Genomic DNA, 16,322 nt, shown 5'->3' on the forward strand with positions numbered 1-16,322 from the left:
ATCATTCCTTGTTAGGTGACGCTTTGAGGAAGCGTGAGTTGCTATCGCCGAGCGGTTCGGCACTGAAAAGGGTAGCGGGCGCGGTATCGTCGCCGAAGCCGAAGCCGAAGCCGAAGCCGAAGCCCACGCCTGGAGTGCGCACAACGCGTCCGTTCTGCTCCACGTGCAAACCCGACAAAGCGATCTTGCTGCCATCGTCGACCTCCCGGAGGAACTCGCCAATCGTGCGAACCTTTGCCGCAGCCACCCCAGCCGCGTTGAGCGCCGACTCCAGTTCTGCGGCACTGCGGGTCGCAAAGGCCGCCCATAAGTTGGAGCGCAGGAAGTCCAGGTCTGATGCGACCAGCGCTCCCGGAGCGCCGGCGTATGCGTCCAGGTCCAGAGCACGCGGATCCGAACACAAGGCGTCGACCCCCAGCACGGTTGCCAATTTGCCGAACTGTGCTGGCGTGTTGACGGAAGCCGCGAGCCAGCCATCTGCACAGCGGTAGGTATCCGTGGCGGGGCTCCCCATGGAGCCTCGATTCCCGACACGCTTCGCCTCCACCCCGGTGGTCATGACGGCACTTGCCACGGGATACATCAATGCAAGAGCCGCCTGCACCATCGATGCGTCGATCGACTGTCCTTTGCCGTCCACCTGCCTCTGATGCAGCGCTGCGGCGATCGCCATCGAGGACAACATCGCCACGGCGGCATCAACGACCGGGAACCCAACCTTCACGGGAGCTTGATTCTCTTCATCGCCAGATAGCATCATCATGCCTGTTGCAGCCTGGACCACAAGGTCATACGCGCCCCGTCCCGCCCACTCCCCACGCTGCCCATACCCGGAAATCGAGCAGTAAATCATCCGTGGGTTGACAGCCCGCAAGCCCTTTTCGTCAAGTCCGTACCGCGCCAGCAGCCCCGGCCGGAAACTCTCGAGAAAGACGTCACAGTCAGCCACCAGTTCGCGGATCGCTGCCTGCCCGTCCTTGGACCGCAGGTCCAGGCACACACTGTGTTTTCCGGCGTTCAGGGCAACGAATGCGTCAGGCGTATTGCTCCCGTCATCGGAATTGGCGCGCATAGGATCGCCCCCGGGGGGCTCCAGCTTGACCACCTCAGCTCCCAGTTGCGCCAAGTACATCGATGCCATTGGCCCTGCCAGGACAAGAGACATGTCCAGGACGCGCACGCCATTCAGCGGCCCTTTCATATCCGCCCCAAGCGGAGAATCTGCCTCGCCTCCGCGGGCGTGGCCAGTTCGCTACCCACAGCCTCGACGAGAACCCGCGCCCTCTCCACCAGCGCTGCGTTGTGTGGCGCGAGTTTGCCGCGCTTCAGATAGAGGTTGTCCTCCAGGCCGACACGGACGTGCCCGCCAAGAACCACGCCCTGCGCCACCATGGGGAATTGCGCATGCGAGATTCCGAACGCCGACCAGGGGTGTCGGCCCGCAAGTTGCGTCTTCATGAGCGACATGACTTCGGTCGAAGCCGGTGCGCCCCAGGGTACGCCGAGGCAGAACTGAAAGTGCGAGGGCGCAGGGATTCGCTTCTCCTCGATCAAGTGCAGCGCCTCTCGCAGATTCCCGAAGTCGAACACCTCGATTTCCGTGCGCACTCCAGCGCCCTCGACCAAGGCAGCCATTTGGCACACATCGCGTGCATGATTGATCATCACGTGCTTGCCAAAATTCAGCGTGGCGATGTCGAGGCTGCACACCTCGGGCTTCAGCGCCAGGATGTGTTCGACCCGTTGCTCGGCCGACATCATGCTGCTGTCAGCGCCAGCAACGGTGGGGTTGTCTCCGGGCACCCACCGGGACCCCGGTCCCGTCGTCAGGTTGATCACGGCGTCCGTTCCCGAGTCGCGGATGCGTTCCACGACCTCTTGATAGTGCGCCAACTGCACACTCTGCTTACCTGTCTCCGGGTCGCGCACGTGAATGTGCAGGATGGCCGCTCCTGCGCGAATTGCGTCTATACCCTGCTGTGCGATGTCCTGCGGCGTCACGGGGATCGCCTGACTGAGGTGGGCGGTGTCTGCGCCGCCCGTCAGCGCGCAGGTGAGGATCGTTTTCATCGCGTGCTCCTTCCCTGCCGCGTGGGATCCGCAACCGCACCGCCTCGCACAAACACTCGCCGCCCGGTTTCGTTCAAGAGGGTTGCGCGTTCTCCATCGTCGAGGTGGGATGTTGCTGCGACGGCCCGGGCGACCATGTCCTTATAGGTACCGGAGGATGTGCCGATGTCCGAGCCCCACATCAACTGGCGCGCGCCGAACAGATCAACCGCACGCCGAAGGAAGGCAGCTGCGTCCACGCCCGATTCACGGAGGATGTCGAGGTTGATGGAGGTGAATTTGTAGAAGATGCGGGGATGCGCGGCAAGCCGTTCGTAGCCAGCCGCGAATCCAAAGTCCTGATCCGCCACGCGAGGTTCGAGAAGGTGGTCCAGAACCACGGGCACGTCGGGAAAGCGCTCCACGAGGTCCAGCAGCATGGGAATGACCACGGCGCCGCCGTTCTGGCAGATCACCTCCAGGTCTACGACGAGACCTAGCTCCTGCGCGGCCTGCCAAGTGCGCAGCGCCTCCGGGGAGTTGAGCCACGGGGTGCTGCCGTCCGGCTGCCGATAGCCGAACAGGCGCACACCGGCCAACTGGTTGTTCGCCGTCCACATGCGCAGCAACCCTGGCGTTGCGGGATCCTCGGCATCGAGGATGACGAGCGACGCGAATGTATCTGGATACAGCCTGCAGGAATCCAGGATGTAGCTGTTGTCGTACCCGTAAATCAGCCGCTTCTGCACCGCAACTGCGCCGTGCACATTCTCTTCGGCCAACCCTCAAGCGAAAGTTGCGAAGAATCCGTTCAGCGGAAAGTTGAAGGCGCCCCTCATTCCTGGTGCTTGAGGCGACGGGAAACCTCCCGCGCTGCGTCTTTCAGTGCCGGCAAGAATTTCTGCTCAGCCACTCCCGGCTTCATCACCGATGTGAACCAGGTGAGCCCAAGCGCCCCTATGGCGCGCCGCGACTCGAGCACCGGCACAGCAATCGTTGAGCTTTCGGGACGCAAGCCGGTGTACCGTAGCGCAAATCCCTTGCGCCTCACTTCACGCAGCGTCGTGCTTACGGCTTGGGCATCACCGGCGAGGAGATCGATTTCGCGTGAGGCACTTCCCACCAGGTGGAGCAGGAGGCTCCGCTCCGTTGCCGTGCAATGCGCGAGGTAGGCACGACCCATGGCGTGGCTAACAAGGCTCAGGCGCATCCCAACCGGCGCATGGAAGAAAGTCAGTGGCGACAGCGAAGTCGTGGCATAGCGCACCACCAGTTCGCCTTGATCTGGCACGCCGACAGCAACCGGCCAGCGGATTTCACGCGTAAGCGCGTCCGCAACTGGCTTGGCAGCTTGCACCAGCTTGGGCTCCCCCCGAAATCCGCTCGCCAGCATGACGACTCCGGCGGTGACGTAGTAACTGCCGTACCGCGCTTTGACGACCAACCCCTCTTGCTGCAAGGCCTGCAGCATGCGCGATATGGTTGCCTTGGGTAACCCGGTTTCTTGGTGCAGCTGTTCTGGAGTTGAGAGCGCGTGCCGATTCAGTGCACGCAGTAGGATGACCGTGCGGCGGACGACACTGACGGGAATCTCACATTTCATTCAAGACCACTTGCGGCCGATCTTAATGCGAGCGCGTGCCATTCAGCGCTGAGCCGCTGTCAGCTCAATCAGCGGAGGATGTGCTTACCCCGGTCCCCTGGACGCATTTGCGTGACGCTTTAACCGTTGCTGCTTGAATTGAACCGGGCTGAGGTAGTTGAATTTGAATGCCTGCTGAACCGGTTGTAGAACCGCTCGATATAGTTGAACACCTCGCCTCTGGCTCGACAGAGTTCCCGTCGAAGGCGAGCGACCTCAGATGCTGAATTGCTGCGCAGTGGCGTGTTGGCCCGCATGTCGAGCGCAACCGGCAGGTTCGGCATGATCACAATTTGGTTTGGCCATTGCAACGCAAGATGTTGGTCGAACGGGGTCAAAGGAAAAAATGGCTCGCCCACGCCGTGATGCCGAAGGCGCTCGCCGGATTTGCGTCAGTGATCGTCAAGCCCGGGCTTCTCGGCATCTCAAGTGGGTTAGGACTCGCGGCACATACGTTCTTCTTCGCGATCGTAAGAACTTTGCTTCGGTCCTTCTGTCCGTTGATGAAGTGCGCGTGCTGACTCGGCCTAACGTACTGTAGTTGGCGTTGTCCGGCTTGACGACCGCCGGTTCTTGGAGGGTTCAATATAAGCCCATCAAACTTGGGGAAGTAACGACCTTCGCCCCGATCGACAAGGCCAGCGTTGTAGTCGCGTTGTGCTCGCTTGGCTTCTGCTGGGCGAGTCGGTCAAGCCGACGATGCTGATAGGCGGCTCTGTCGAACACCATGCTTGGGACCTGACCACCCATCACGTAGGCCTCAGGGGGAGGAGCGAGGCAGTACGGATGTGCATTGTCAAAGTCTCTGTCAGCACAAGTCCGTGTGAAACCATTTCACGCCGAACTCGGTAGAGCAATGCGCACGACGTCAGCGCAAAAAACCGAATGCCAATCAAACACCGGACGGCGTCGGACACACCGCCTCGCCTGCCCGCAGTAGACCTCACTCGCCGATCCACCGGCGTCACTCTGTGCGCCCGCTCGTTCAGCGGCAACGAGGCCCTACCAGCACCCACGCAGCCATATTCATTAGCCGTATTAATAGAGGCATTAAGAGCGTTCGAGGTAGTCGTCCTCCACATCTCCCGACACACTGGAAAGTGGCAAAAAACAACTACCAGTACCAGTCACTCGCTGATGCCGAAGTCGCAAGCCCGCGCACATGCTGCCCAGTGTGAACGTGCACTTTGGGGGGTGCAGACTCGGGCGCCTTCAGTCTTCGATCCCGCAGAAAGGATGCAGTCCATGCCCCACGAAATCCAGAACGACACGCCGACCGAACTCAGCGCCGACGAGTCCGCCCTTCTTCGCGAGATGCCAGCGCTCGGCGACGTCGGCCAAGCGCGCCGCACATTCATGATGCAGACCAGCAGTGGTGGTCTTGGCCTCTTCGCTGCGAACTTGCTGGCGACTGAGTCTGCACTCGCCCAGCTTCCGCCGCTTCCGGGCGCAGCGTCGGCGCCTGTCATCGCGCAGAACACAGTGAAGGTCAGCTTTCAAGTCAACGGTGCGCGCCGAACCCTGGAGGTCGACTCGCGCGTGGTCCTGCTCGACGCGCTGCGCGAACGGCTCGCGCTCACGGGCTCAAAGAAAGGATGCGACCAGGGGCAGTGCGGTGCCTGCACGGTGCTGATTGACGGGCAGCGAGTCCTGTCCTGCCTGACGCTGACCGCCACGCTCGACGGCCGCGAGGTCACGACCATCGAGGGTCTGGCAAAAGGCGAGCAGTTGCATCCCATGCAGGCTGCCTTCATCAAGCACGACGGCTTCCAGTGCGGCTACTGCACGTCCGGCCAGATCTGTTCGGCCGTTGGCATGCTCGGCGAGGCTCAGCGTGGCCAGGTCAGCCACGTCACCGAGAACGTCGGCAAGATGACCACTCGCCTTACGGACGAGGAGATCAAGGAGCGCATGAGCGGCAATATCTGCCGCTGCGGCGCCTACCCCGGCATCGTTGCCGCAATCCAGGAAGTGCATTCAGGCCGACAGGCTGCGCAGACCTGGGGCTTCGCAACCGAAACCCAGCTGGCATCCGCCAGAAAGGAAGACGGCCATGCGACCGTTTGAGTACGTACGCGCAACGGATGCCGCTTCCGCCACCGCCGCCCTAGCGGCCATTCCCCAGGCCAAGTACCTCGCCGGTGGCAGCAACCTGCTCGACCTGATGAAGGAAGATGTGGAGCGCCCGACGCGACTGGTCGACATCACCCGCCTGCCTTTGCGCGAGATCACACGCAGCCGCGCAGGCCTGTCCATCGGTGCATTGGCCACCAACACCGAAACAGCGAACCACCCGCTAATCCGCGAGAACTATCCGCTGCTCACGCAGGCGATCGTCGCCGGTGCGTCGGGGCAACTGCGCAACATGGCGACCAACGGCGGCAACCTGTTGCAGCGTACACGCTGCAATTACTTCTACGACACGTCGATGCCGTGCAACAAGCGTGAGGTCGGCAGCGGCTGCGCCGCGCGGGAAGGCCTGAACAGGATCAGCGCGATCCTCGGCTGGAGCGAAGCCTGCGTGGCGACCTACCCGGGAGACATGGCTACGGCGCTCTACGCGCTCGACGCCCAAGTGCGCGTTCGCGCGCCGGACGGCCGCGAGCGGCTGATCACCATCACCGACTTCCACCGCCTGCCCGGCACGACACCCGAGCGCGACAACAACCTGGAACATGGAGATCTGATCGTTGCCATCGAGCTCCCCGTCTCGTCGAGCGACTTCGCGCGAAATTCGCACTACCTGAAGGTGCGCGATCGCGCGTCCTATGCCTTCGCGATGGTGTCGGTCGCCGCCGCACTGGACATGGAAGGCAGCAGGATCCGGCAGGCGCGCGTGGTGATGGGCAGCGTTGCCCACAAGCCCTGGCGCAGTGCCGAGGCCGAAGCGGTGCTCGTGGGCCAGCGGGCCGACGAGGCGACTTTTCAACGCGCTGCGCAGGCCGCGCTGCGCGACGCAAGGCCTCTGGCGCACAACGCCTACAAGGTCGAGTTGGGTCACCGTTCTGTCGTGCGAGCATTGATGCGCGCCGCGCGGCTGGCTTGAGAAGAGGAATCACATGTCACGCTATCTAGGCAAGGAAACGCCCCGGGTCGACGGACTCGCCAAGGTCACGGGCAAGGCGAAGTACACCGCCGAGTTCCAGATTCCCAACATCACCTATGGCTTTATCGTGCTGAGCACAGCCTCCAAGGGTCGCATCTCCGCGATCGACACGCGCGAGGCCGAGAAGGCCAGCGGCGTGATTCGCGTCTTCACCCACTTGAACGCGGGCAAGCTCGGCCCGGCACCGGCGGCAGGCGCGCAGCCGGCATGGACATGGCCGCTGCAATCGGACCGGATATTCTTCAACGGACAGCCGATTGCGCTGGTTGTGGCCGAAAGCTACGAGCAGGCCCGGTACGCTGCGCGGTTGGTGAAGGCCAACTACGAGACCGAAGCGCACAACACCGACCTGGCGAAGGTGCTGGACCGCGCCCAACCAGACCCTGCCACGGCCAAGGGCGCGCCGCGCGGCAACCCCGTCGCGGCGATGCAGACAGCGGCCGTCAAGGTCGAAGCGCAATACCGCATTCCGATCAACCACCACAATCCAATCGAGCCGCACGCAGCGATTGCCTTCTGGCAAGGGGACCAGCTCACGATCTTCGACAAGACGCAGGAGGTCTACGGCGTTCAGAAGCATCTGGCGGAAAGCTTCGGCGTTCCAGCCGAGAACATCCGCGTGATCTCCCCCTTCGTCGGCGGCGCCTTCGGAGCATCGCTCAAGCCGAACTACTACCCTTCACTCACGGCCATGGCCGCGCGCGAACTCAAGCGCCCGGTCAAGGTGGTCTACACCCGGACTCAGATGTTCACGGGTCACGGCTACCGGCCCGACACGATCCAGCGGGTGGCCCTGGGCGCGGACCGCAACGGCAAGCTCTCGGCGATGATCCACGAGGCTTTCCACAACACCTCGTCGTTCGAGGAATTCTCCGATTCGACGACCGGCTTTACCCGGCAGGTCTACGCCTGTCCCAACCTCCATGCGCCGCTCAAGGTCGCAGCGACAGACCTGGCCACGCCCACCTGGATGCGTGCGCCTGGCGCGGTGAGCGGGATGTTCGCATTGGAGAGCGCCATGGACGAGCTGTCCTACGCGCTCAAGATCGATCCGATGGAGCTGCGTCTCATCAATTACGCCGAGGTCGACCCGGAAAGCGGCAAGCCGTTCTCCAGCAAAGCATTGCGCGAGTGCTACCGCCTGGGTGCCGAGAAGTTCGGCTGGAAGAACCGCAAGGCCGAGCCTCGATCGATGCGCGACGGTCGCCTGCTGGTCGGTTGGGGCATGGCATCGAGCGTTTGGGGTGCCATGCAGATGCCCGCCAGCGCGCGCATCTCATACAAGGCCAACGGCACGGCCGCCGTGGCCAGTGCCACCAGCGACATCGGGCCGGGCACCTATACCGTAATGACCATGATCGCGGCCGAGTTCCTCGGCCTCCGGCTGGATCAGGTGCACTTCGAGCTGGGTGATACACGCCAACCCAAGGCGCCTGCACAAGGGGGCTCGTGGACGACCTCCAGCGTGGGGTCGGCCGTGCGCGGCGCTGCATTCGGCGTGGTGGCAAAGCTGCTCGACTTGGCGAACCGTGATGCGGCATCGCCATTAAAGGGCGCAAACACAGCCGAAGTGGAGATGCTCGATGGTCGCCTTCGGCTGAAGAGCGATCCCGCCAAAGCCGTCGACGTTGCAGACGTGATGCGCCGAACTGGGACCAGCGAGATCACTGAAACCTACGATTCGACACCATCGCCAGAGCGCGCGAAGTACGCAACGCTCGCGCATGGCGCCCAGTTCGTCGAGGTGAAGGTCGACCCCAGCCTAGGCACGGTGAAGGTCACCCGCGTGATCGAGGTTACAGCCTGCGGCAAGATCCTGAATCCGCTGGCCTCACACAGCCAGGAGATCGGCGGCGTGGTGTGGGGCATCGGCATGGCGTTGGAAGAGGCGACAGAAATCGACCACCGCTACGGCCGGATCGTCACAGCGAATCTCCAGCACTATCACGTGCCGGTAAACGCGGACATCCATTCCATTGAGACCATCTTCGTGGAGGAAGACGACACCATCGTCAATCCTTTAGGTGTCAAGGGAATGGGCGAACTCGGCATGGTGGGTATCCCTGCGGCCATCGCCAACGCCGTCTACCACGCAACCGGCAAGCGCGTACGCGAGCTGCCCATCACGCCCGAAAAGCTGCTATAGAGGCAGCGTCAGGCAACTGAGTCCGCGCAAAAGGCCTCGCACCTGGAGGCCTGTCATGGCAGCCGGTCAACCCAACGCAGCACTCGGCTTTTCGCTACGGCTGAGCGGTGTGATGCGCGGCAGTGGACGTCCGACCGTCCCATCTTTAATGCCGATGGATGCTCGACGGAGGCCCAATCGATCCCCGCACGATCGAGCAATTTGTCGGAAGCTGACGCTTACCCACGCGGCGAAGCGATGTTTAAGCGACCCAGCTTCCTGACAGATCGATCACATGACCGCGATGATCACAGCTCCTGCCTTGAATGGCGAGGCTGTGTTGTGTACCTCTCATCGAGGGCGGAGCTCTGCGTGCTGATAGGTTGCCTTTTCCATCGCCAAGAAGCCTGCTACAGAGGTGGGGTCGACGAACGGGAAGATCTGGGTCGCCCAGTACCCCCCGATGCCGTTAGCACGATCGATCCAGTAGTACAGGTTGGCGAGGCCAGCCCATGCCAGTGCTCCGGCTGGCCTGCCCGTGGGCGCTTCTTCCTCGTTGATCATGAACGTGAGTGCCCAGGTCTTCGGCATGCCAGGGAAGAACTCGGCGTCGTTGGACAGTCTTGGCCTCGAAACGGGGAGGATGGACGCTGCAGTCTTGGTCGCATCGACGCCGGGCAGCATCTGCACGTGCATGCCCTTAGGCAGATGATTGCGGGAAGCCATTTCGACTGTCTCCGGTCGAAGAATTTGCTCTCCGCTGTCGCTGCGCCCGTCGTTGAGCCACATGCGGATGAACTTCACGTAGTCCGAGGCGGTGCCGTAGAGGCCGTGCCCACCCATGTGGATCTCCGGGTCCTGAGGCAAGGTCACGCCGTTGAGAGGAACGAGCGAGCCATCACGATCTTCGCGCGCGTGAATCGTCGCTTGCCGCGACTGCATGGAAGGGGTCATCGTGAAAGCGGTGTCGGCCATCCCGAGCGGGCCGAGAATCCGGGCCTGCATCACTTCGCCGAGCCGCTTGCCAGTGATGCCCTCAACCACCATGCCGGCCCAGTCGATGTTGCTGCCGTAGGCCCACTGCTCGCCCGGATCGAATAGCAGCGGCGTCTTGATTGACTTCCAAGAAGCGTCAACCACCCATGGCTGGCCCTGCTCGTTGGCGAGGCGGGCGTACGTCTCGTTGAAGAAGTCATAGCTAAAACCGGCCGTGTGCGTGAGCAGGTGACGCGTCGTGACGTCGCGCTTGGGTGGGCGTAGCCTGGGTTGTCCGTCTTCGCCGAAGCCCTCTATGACCATGATGTCAGCAAGTTGGGGCGCGAATTCCTTCGCAGGCGCGTCGAGGTCGAGAAGTCCCTCTTCGACCAGTTGCAGGCAAGCCGTTCCTGCGATGGCCTTGGTGGTCGAAAAGATTGCGCACACGGAGTCGGGCTCGAACGGCTCGCCGGTCCCGGTGTTGCGGACACCGCGCGCGCCTTCATAGATCGTGCCGTGGCGGTCGGTCACCGCGGCCGAAACCCCTGGCACGCGGGGTGTGCCTGTCGTCACGCCATCGAGTACGGCGTCGATCGCCTTCTTCAGTTCGGTCATCGTCTGTCTCCATGTTGTTGAACCACAGCCGCAGGCGAGGTGCAGAAGCGCGGAACGCCCGCGTGTAGTCGAAAAGACGATCCGGACCAACGCATCTCCGGCGGCGACCTGTGGCAACGAGACAGTAGCAACTTACCCGGTGACCGATAACCGCCGACCGGCGCGCCTGGAGGGGTCAAACCCCGACATTTGGCGGTTGGGCCTAGCGACCAGTGGGCGGTGGCAGGTCCAGCGCCGACGAATGCCGAACGCGCCAAGCGAGGAAGGCGAGGCCGACGCGGGTTCGGCCGATGCCGTCGAGTGGGTCGAACGACAACATGTCGCGAATGGTCTCCAGTCGCGCCTGCATGGTGCTGTGGTGGACACCGGCTATGCGTGATGCGTCGCGGATGGACGCGGAGCGAAGCAGCGCATCCAGAGTTCGAATGGCCCACGGATGCTGCATAACGCTTTCGAGTTCCTCGACGTCAAGAAGCGGTCGATCTACCGAACACTGGGCGAGCAGATCAATCAGGCCACCATAGTCGTCTGCAATGACGACCGGCACCTCGGGCAATGCGCACAAGCGCAGGCTCACGAGTGCTGTGGCCAGCGATCGGTGCAGGTCTTCGAGCGCTGCAGCCCCCCCGATCCCGCAAGGGCTGGCGTCCATGTGTTTTACCTCGGCGTGGAGCACGCACACGTGCAGCGGGCCGTAGTGGGTGTGGACGACGTCTTCCAGCAGGTCCCTGTGTTGCTTCCAGGTCGCGAAGAGCGGCAAGGTGGCAACGCGGTACTTCAGGTGCGGTGCCAATCCGAATTTGGCGGCCGTCGCACGGCGCTGCTCCACGTCTACGTTGGCGTCTAGCAGATCTCCAAGCCGGCGCAGCGGTTCCTCCGCCTGGTGCCCGCTGCGGATGGCCAGGGCAAGGGCGAGGCGCTCGAGGATCATCGCATCGTTCACATGGGCTGGCCCCTGACGCTCCAGCCACACGGTCATGCCGTTTGCTGCCAGGCATCCGGCAGGCGGAGTGGAGGCACTGCCTTTAAGGGTCTGCCCGTCCGGGCCGACGCGGAGCGTGCGCTGCGATTGATGCCCGGCATACCCCGCGAAACAACCTGCAAGCGAGGCTGCCGCCCCGAGGAGCCCTTGAATATTGACGCCACCGCGGACCAACTCATCAAAACACGCGATGATCCTCAACGCCAGACTGGCGTTGGGGTCGAGGGCCTTCAGTCGAGCAAGCAGTTCCTGCATACAGCCCCTCAATCGCCCAGGACGCGTGACATCCATGCGCTGCGCGTGGCGATCATTCCACGCGACAGTGCGGTGTGCGGCGCGAAGATGTCGAACGCATGGAACCCACCCGGCCACACATGGAGCTCGGCCTGCCCGCCGGCATTCCACAGGGCGTCTGCGTAGGCGACAGTTTCGTCGCGAAAGATCTCGGCGCTGCCGACGTCGAGAAACGCGGGCGGCAGGTCGCATAGCTCGGTTGCACGGGCCGGCGCGGCATAAGGTGAGACATTCGGACCACCGCGAGCGTCACCAAGCAGCGCGCCCCAGCCGGTTTCGTTGCTCACGCGATCCCAGACACCGACGCCATCGAATTGACGGGTGGACTTCGTGATGCCGCGGTCGTCCAGCATCGGGTAGTCGAGCAGCTGACCGCACAGGCGGGGACCGCCCCGATCGCGCGCCGCAAGGGCCGCACCGGCCGCCAAGCCTCCCCCCGCGCTGGCGCCTGCGATCAGCAGGCGATCCAGGCGCACGCCGAGCGACTCCGCTTGCCATGCCATCCATTCCAGCGCTGCGTACACATCCTCCCGCGGATAAGGGTCGCGATACTCCGGCGCCAATCGGTACTCGATTGACACGAGCACGACGCCCAGTTGTTCGACGAAATCGATCATCCGGTCCAGCCCACTGAACCGATCGCCGAACAGCAGACCGCCGGAATGCACGAAAAGCACACCGGGGCGGCGCCCGGAGGCACGCTCGTTACGGAAAACAGACGCTTTGAGGGGGTGTCCCTCGTAACCCTCGAAGACGCGGTCCTCGCACCGGATGCTCCGCCCGCCGATGAGCGTTTCCAAAGGCGGCCCGGCGTAGGACGCCCGCATGAACGCGATCAGGTCATTGGTCACGGTCGGCGGGAACATTCCGCCCACGATGGCCAGGCCTGCGCGCAGTTCGGGGTCAAAGGCCGGTCGGTCGAGCCGCGCTTGTGCGCCTGTCCCCTCGACCAGTCCATGAATGAGCTTATTCATCCCGTGTTCCTTCAAACCGCCCGCATGCGGCCAAGTCGCGCTGAAGATTTGAGCGCGTTCCCTTGTGCGAACGCAGACTCTACCGGTGTTGGAAGGAGGACTCTCCGCTATTCGAAAGGATCGGTCAGGGCCCGACCTGCTCCCCGCACTACGCACCACGGCCATAGAGAAAATCCGAGCGACATAGAAAAAGCGCGATGCGCAATAGCAGTTTCACAACGCAAGCGGCCAGTCAAGTCATGTTGACCCGAGCCCCTGCGTAAGAGCCTCGCGTCTACATAACTCGAGCGGACACATGGACACCTGAGAAATCTATTTGATGGGCCGGCGACGTAGGCGCCGGCATACCCAGGACTTCAAGGCTCCGTTCATCGCGCAATGCACACGACCGGGCGTGTCCGTGGCAGCGGTCGCGCTGGCCCACAGCCTCAACGCCAACATGCTGCGTAATGGGTCATCGAAGCCCAGCACTAGCCACCGTCACTGCCGCCTGCGGTCTCGCCTTAAGAGTCCCTGCCGCAACCCGCACCGACCTTCTTTCCCTTAGCCCTCAGCGCTCCGGCGATTGATGGCGACTCCGGATCGAACTCCAATGCTCAGGCACGACCGTCATCGTCGTATGGCCGGCAACGGCCGCCGCACCGTGCGCAACCTGACTGCGCGACTGGCTTCGATGATCCGCGTCGACGCCGTCTGGCTCTGTGTCGAGCCTATGGACATGCGCGCAGGCACGGACAGCCGCTCACCACTTGGCAACTCCCCGAACACGGGCTGCTGAAGGCAGGTGATGACGCCCATGACGTCGAGGATGCTATGCCGACGAGCGCGATGAGGAAACTGGTCCAGAATCATCTCATTCGGCGAACACCGTGGGGGCCATCAGGACAGCATCGTGCCGGTGGCGCGTGCCAGTTCGGCGAGCAACAGATCTTGGAACCGCGTATCGTTGACAGCGGCATGCGGCTGCATGCGTCGCTGGTGGTGCCAGTACCCGCCCGTGGTCAATGCTTCGGGGTCGTCGCTGGTGGCGAGCCACTCCTGAGTCAAGTGTCCCAGCCTCAGGTCATCGGGCGCACTCGGACCGCCCATCTTGGTCGGCACCCACCCCGGATCTACCGCGTTGCTGATCACATCAGGCCACAGGCGTGCAATAGCTGCGGCCAGCGCGGTAACGAACAGCTTGCTGTCCGCATAGCTGCCGGAGGGCGAGCCGCCGATCCAATCGATATTCGCTAGGCCGGCCCGTCCGCGCCGATGCATGCTGCTGCTCAGGTAAATCAGGCGCTTGGGACGCTGGATCAGAGCCGTGAGGACGTATGGCGCGACTGTGTTGACAACAAGGACCTGCGATCCGGAATAGATGCCCGCGTTGTGAACGACTGCATCCATTGGGCCAATCGCGTTGACCTGCATGGCGAGATCGCGCAACTGCGAAGGTTCAGACAGATCGCCGAAGGTCGTGACGGCCCCCAGGCCCACCAGTTCCCTCACGGCCGAAAGGCGACAGCGCGATCGCACGTGCACGACGACTTCATGACCCTGCGCCAGCAGCGCCTTGGCAGAGGCGTAGGGCGCAGCGTGTGATGAAGGAACCGTTGTAGGAGCGGATGTTGCGCAACAGCTGCCCGAGCTGCACGGGGTCGGTGATGGCCGCATAGTGGCGGCTGCGCGGAGCCGACAGGCCGCCTGTGTTCTTGTTGACGAAATTCCCAGCCGGCTCCAGAGCACCGACGTCGACCGCGTACTGGTACACGTGCTGTACTGCCTCTCGTACGCGCTGAGCCGTTTCAAGGTTGCCGCGGTCCTTGATCCGGTGCAGGCATCGCACGATCTCGGTCGGAGCGATTTTCTCGATCGGCCGGTCGCCGATCCAGGGGAAGACGTGGATCTCCAGGTGACGGATGACCTTGTCGGCATAACCGCTCGACCATTGCCTGTCCTTCTTCGCGCTGGCGACCCACGCACGCGCCAGGAGAGCGAAGGTGTTCATCGCCGCAACACGCTCCTGCTCTTCACGTTGCCGACGGACCTCCTTGAGGTCCTGTCCACCCGCGCGAAGACTGCTGGCTTCATAGGCTTTGCCGCGCGCCTGCGCCAGCGTCACCGCCGGGTACGGCCCCAGCCCGAGCTTGACGGTCTTCCCGTCCTTGTCGTAGCGGTAGATCCAGGCCTTCCCGCTGCTGCGCACGCGCAAGAACAGGTTGTCGCCATCATTGAGGAAGAACTCCTTCGGCCCAGGCTTGGTCGCCTTGATTTGCGTCTCGCTCAGCAGTCCCATCTCGTAACCCCGTACCCCCGGAAGGTGTTTTTCACGAGATCACTCTAGGGTACGGCTCAGGGTACGGGCAAACGCGGGATGTAACGGGACGACCTGGAACGTTGTGAGCGACATTTCGGAGCCAAGTCCTTGTCGCACAAACAAAAACGCCTAGTCGGAGGGACTAGGCGTAGGTGTTTGGTGGCCTGGGGCGGAATCGAACCGCCGACACGCGGATTTTCAATCGGCCTCCGGGGCTGGGCTAGCGAACCAGAGCGCAGCAGATAAGTAGGCGACCAACACGGAAAGCGGCAATCCCTCGACTGATGAAGCTGCGCCAGATTTGCATCTCTGCGGACGCCAACATGGCGACCGATAGCTGTCGTTCGATGGACAACGTCGAACGACAGCAACCGCTGCTTAACCGTCCTCCAACGCATCGTCGCTGATGTCAGATCTTTCCAACCACATATGACGTAGACGAGCAGGCACCCGTAATCGCCTAGCTTTCTCACTTCCCAGCCTCGCCTCAAGCGAGCTGGGGCTTTTTTGCTGCTTGGTCGCTACTGACCTCAGTAAGCCGCTCCTCTTCACCTACCCTGCCTATGCCACCGGCTTGAGGTTGTCGATGATCTACGGTTACGCCAAACAGCCCAGCCGGCATGGCGGTGCCGACGAACGCCTCCGGCTCGCCCGAGCTTGACGGCAACGGGCACACCCTGCTGCTCGTCGACGACTAGGCGAGCGAGCGCCTGTTCGTCCGGGAGATCCTGGACGAGCTGGGCTATGCGGTGTTCGAGGCGGCCGATGGCATGGAGGCCCTGCATCCTCCAGACGGACGTGCGCATCGACCTGCTCACCAGCGATGTCGGTCTGCCGGGCGGCATGAACGGACGGCAGGTGGCAGACGGGCGCGGGCCTCCCGCCCGGGCCTGCCCGTCCTGTTCATTACCGGCTATGCGGAGAACGCCGTGCTGAGCCACGGACACCTGGACCAGGCATGCACGTGATGACCAAGCCCTTCGAGCTGGGGGCGCTGGTGGCGCGACTCAGCCGGCTCACGGAAGAGAGCCACTGACGGCGTCAGCGGCCGGGCCGCGACGGCCGCGCGAACTCAGGCCGCTCCCAGCCGCTCCTTGGCGAGCCGCGTGCCCGCTGCCAACGCCTCCAGCTTGCGCCACGCCACGTCCCGGCTCATCGGCGCGAGACCGCAGTTCGTGCAGGGAAAGAGCCGCTCCTTCGGCACGAACTCCAGCGCCTTGGCGATGGTGTCGGCCACCTCCTCCGGCGTCTCCACCGCGTC

At 63.2% G+C, this 16,322-nt stretch carries 14 protein-coding genes and 1 pseudogene; 5 read left to right on the top strand and 10 right to left on the bottom strand.

Annotation, left to right across the window (positions count from 1 at the left end; translation table 11 throughout):
- Position 1: 1 nt before the first annotated feature.
- Genes BXA03_RS25360 through BXA03_RS25375 form a run of 4 tightly spaced genes read right to left on the bottom strand, consistent with a single transcriptional unit; the run spans position 2 to position 3,652 of the window.
- Positions 2-1,201 (bottom strand): CaiB/BaiF CoA transferase family protein, encoded by a 1,200-nt coding sequence (locus tag BXA03_RS25360; RefSeq protein ID WP_076511953.1) that lies wholly within the window; start codon positions 1,199-1,201, stop codon positions 2-4.
- Positions 1,198-2,070: a beta-keto acid cleavage family enzyme gene (locus tag BXA03_RS25365; RefSeq protein WP_076511954.1), complete on the bottom strand. Its 873-nt coding sequence runs from the start codon at positions 2,068-2,070 to the stop codon at positions 1,198-1,200. The genes BXA03_RS25360 and BXA03_RS25365 overlap by 4 nt, the downstream gene beginning before the upstream one ends.
- Positions 2,067-2,831: an amidohydrolase family protein gene (locus BXA03_RS25370; protein ID WP_083716522.1), complete on the bottom strand. Its 765-nt coding sequence runs from the start codon at positions 2,829-2,831 to the stop codon at positions 2,067-2,069. The genes BXA03_RS25365 and BXA03_RS25370 overlap by 4 nt, the downstream gene beginning before the upstream one ends.
- A 53-nt stretch (positions 2,832-2,884) precedes the next feature.
- Positions 2,885-3,652 carry an IclR family transcriptional regulator domain-containing protein gene (locus BXA03_RS25375; protein WP_076511956.1) on the bottom strand — a complete coding sequence of 256 codons (768 nt, stop codon included), beginning with the start codon at positions 3,650-3,652 and terminating at the stop codon, positions 2,885-2,887.
- Between the two features lie 1,284 nt (positions 3,653-4,936).
- Here BXA03_RS25375 and BXA03_RS25380 point away from each other — a divergent pair.
- The 3 genes from BXA03_RS25380 to BXA03_RS25390 are packed head-to-tail and all read left to right on the top strand — an operon-like array spanning position 4,937 to position 8,943.
- The gene (locus BXA03_RS25380) at positions 4,937-5,758 is read left to right on the top strand and encodes a 2Fe-2S iron-sulfur cluster-binding protein (RefSeq protein WP_076511957.1); all 822 of its coding nucleotides are present in this window, start codon (positions 4,937-4,939) and stop codon (positions 5,756-5,758) included.
- Positions 5,745-6,737: an FAD binding domain-containing protein gene (locus BXA03_RS25385; RefSeq protein WP_076511958.1), complete on the top strand. Its 993-nt coding sequence runs from the start codon at positions 5,745-5,747 to the stop codon at positions 6,735-6,737. Before BXA03_RS25380 ends, BXA03_RS25385 begins: the two co-directional genes overlap by 14 nt.
- A 13-nt stretch (positions 6,738-6,750) precedes the next feature.
- A complete protein-coding gene (locus BXA03_RS25390; protein ID WP_076511959.1) occupies positions 6,751-8,943 on the top strand; it encodes a xanthine dehydrogenase family protein molybdopterin-binding subunit in 2,193 nt (730 codons plus the stop codon).
- 330 nt (positions 8,944-9,273) lie between these two features.
- Here the strand turns inward: BXA03_RS25390 and BXA03_RS25395 are convergent, their stop codons facing one another.
- The 3 genes from BXA03_RS25395 to BXA03_RS25405 all read right to left on the bottom strand — a co-directional run bounded on the left by BXA03_RS25395 (position 9,274) and on the right by BXA03_RS25405 (position 12,762).
- A complete protein-coding gene (locus BXA03_RS25395) occupies positions 9,274-10,512 on the bottom strand; it encodes a methyl acetate hydrolase AcmB (protein ID WP_076511960.1) in 1,239 nt (412 codons plus the stop codon).
- 202 nt (positions 10,513-10,714) lie between these two features.
- Positions 10,715-11,749, bottom strand: a complete 1,035-nt coding sequence (locus BXA03_RS25400) for a helix-turn-helix domain-containing protein (RefSeq protein WP_076511961.1) — start codon at positions 11,747-11,749, stop codon at positions 10,715-10,717.
- An 8-nt stretch (positions 11,750-11,757) separates the two neighbouring features.
- Entirely contained in the window at positions 11,758-12,762 is a 1,005-nt protein-coding gene (locus BXA03_RS25405; RefSeq protein WP_200803435.1) for an alpha/beta hydrolase, read from the bottom strand.
- Positions 12,763-13,081: 319 nt separating this feature from the next.
- On the opposite strand from BXA03_RS25405, the gene BXA03_RS27610 reads away from it, so the two are divergent.
- Positions 13,082-13,309, top strand: coding sequence for a transposase (locus BXA03_RS27610; RefSeq protein WP_076511962.1), 228 nt, complete (start codon positions 13,082-13,084; stop codon positions 13,307-13,309).
- 45 nt (positions 13,310-13,354) lie between these two features.
- The gene (locus tag BXA03_RS27395) at positions 13,355-13,540 is read left to right on the top strand and encodes a hypothetical protein (RefSeq protein ID WP_143476465.1); all 186 of its coding nucleotides are present in this window, start codon (positions 13,355-13,357) and stop codon (positions 13,538-13,540) included.
- A gap of 101 nt (positions 13,541-13,641) precedes the next feature.
- Here BXA03_RS27395 and BXA03_RS25420 read toward each other — a convergent pair whose 3' ends face one another.
- The 3 genes and pseudogenes from BXA03_RS25420 to BXA03_RS25430 form a co-directional block, all read right to left on the bottom strand.
- Complete coding sequence (locus tag BXA03_RS25420) at positions 13,642-14,286, bottom strand: Rossmann-fold NAD(P)-binding domain-containing protein (protein ID WP_234983841.1); 645 nt, start codon at positions 14,284-14,286, stop codon at positions 13,642-13,644.
- A 7-nt stretch (positions 14,287-14,293) separates the two neighbouring features.
- Positions 14,294-15,040, bottom strand: coding sequence for a tyrosine-type recombinase/integrase (locus BXA03_RS25425; RefSeq protein WP_076511964.1), 747 nt, complete (start codon positions 15,038-15,040; stop codon positions 14,294-14,296).
- Between the two features lie 1,093 nt (positions 15,041-16,133).
- Positions 16,134-16,322, bottom strand: a pseudogene (locus BXA03_RS25430) (methionine synthase); the annotation flags it as partial.

This window comes from Pseudacidovorax sp. RU35E (genome assembly GCF_900156165.1).
Lineage (GTDB): Bacteria > Pseudomonadota > Gammaproteobacteria > Burkholderiales > Burkholderiaceae_C > Xenophilus.

Excerpts from the sequence above, each read along its gene's own strand:
- BXA03_RS25405 (WP_200803435.1), bottom strand. The coding sequence starts at position 12,762 with ATGAATAAGCTCATTCATGGACTGGTCGAGGGGACAGGCGCACAAGCG.
- BXA03_RS25380 (WP_076511957.1), top strand. The coding sequence starts at position 4,937 with ATGCCCCACGAAATCCAGAACGACACGCCGACCGAACTCAGCGCCGAC.
- BXA03_RS25365 (WP_076511954.1), bottom strand. The coding sequence starts at position 2,070 with ATGAAAACGATCCTCACCTGCGCGCTGACGGGCGGCGCAGACACCGCC.
- BXA03_RS25395 (WP_076511960.1), bottom strand. The coding sequence starts at position 10,512 with ATGACCGAACTGAAGAAGGCGATCGACGCCGTACTCGATGGCGTGACG.
- BXA03_RS25400 (WP_076511961.1), bottom strand. The coding sequence starts at position 11,749 with ATGCAGGAACTGCTTGCTCGACTGAAGGCCCTCGACCCCAACGCCAGT.
- BXA03_RS25360 (WP_076511953.1), bottom strand. The coding sequence starts at position 1,201 with ATGAAAGGGCCGCTGAATGGCGTGCGCGTCCTGGACATGTCTCTTGTC.
- BXA03_RS27395 (WP_143476465.1), top strand. The coding sequence starts at position 13,355 with ATGCTCAGGCACGACCGTCATCGTCGTATGGCCGGCAACGGCCGCCGC.
- BXA03_RS25385 (WP_076511958.1), top strand. The coding sequence starts at position 5,745 with ATGCGACCGTTTGAGTACGTACGCGCAACGGATGCCGCTTCCGCCACC.
- BXA03_RS25375 (WP_076511956.1), bottom strand. The coding sequence starts at position 3,652 with ATGAAATGTGAGATTCCCGTCAGTGTCGTCCGCCGCACGGTCATCCTA.
- BXA03_RS27610 (WP_076511962.1), top strand. The coding sequence starts at position 13,082 with ATGGGCCGGCGACGTAGGCGCCGGCATACCCAGGACTTCAAGGCTCCG.
- BXA03_RS25390 (WP_076511959.1), top strand. The coding sequence starts at position 6,751 with ATGTCACGCTATCTAGGCAAGGAAACGCCCCGGGTCGACGGACTCGCC.
- BXA03_RS25425 (WP_076511964.1), bottom strand. The coding sequence starts at position 15,040 with ATGGGACTGCTGAGCGAGACGCAAATCAAGGCGACCAAGCCTGGGCCG.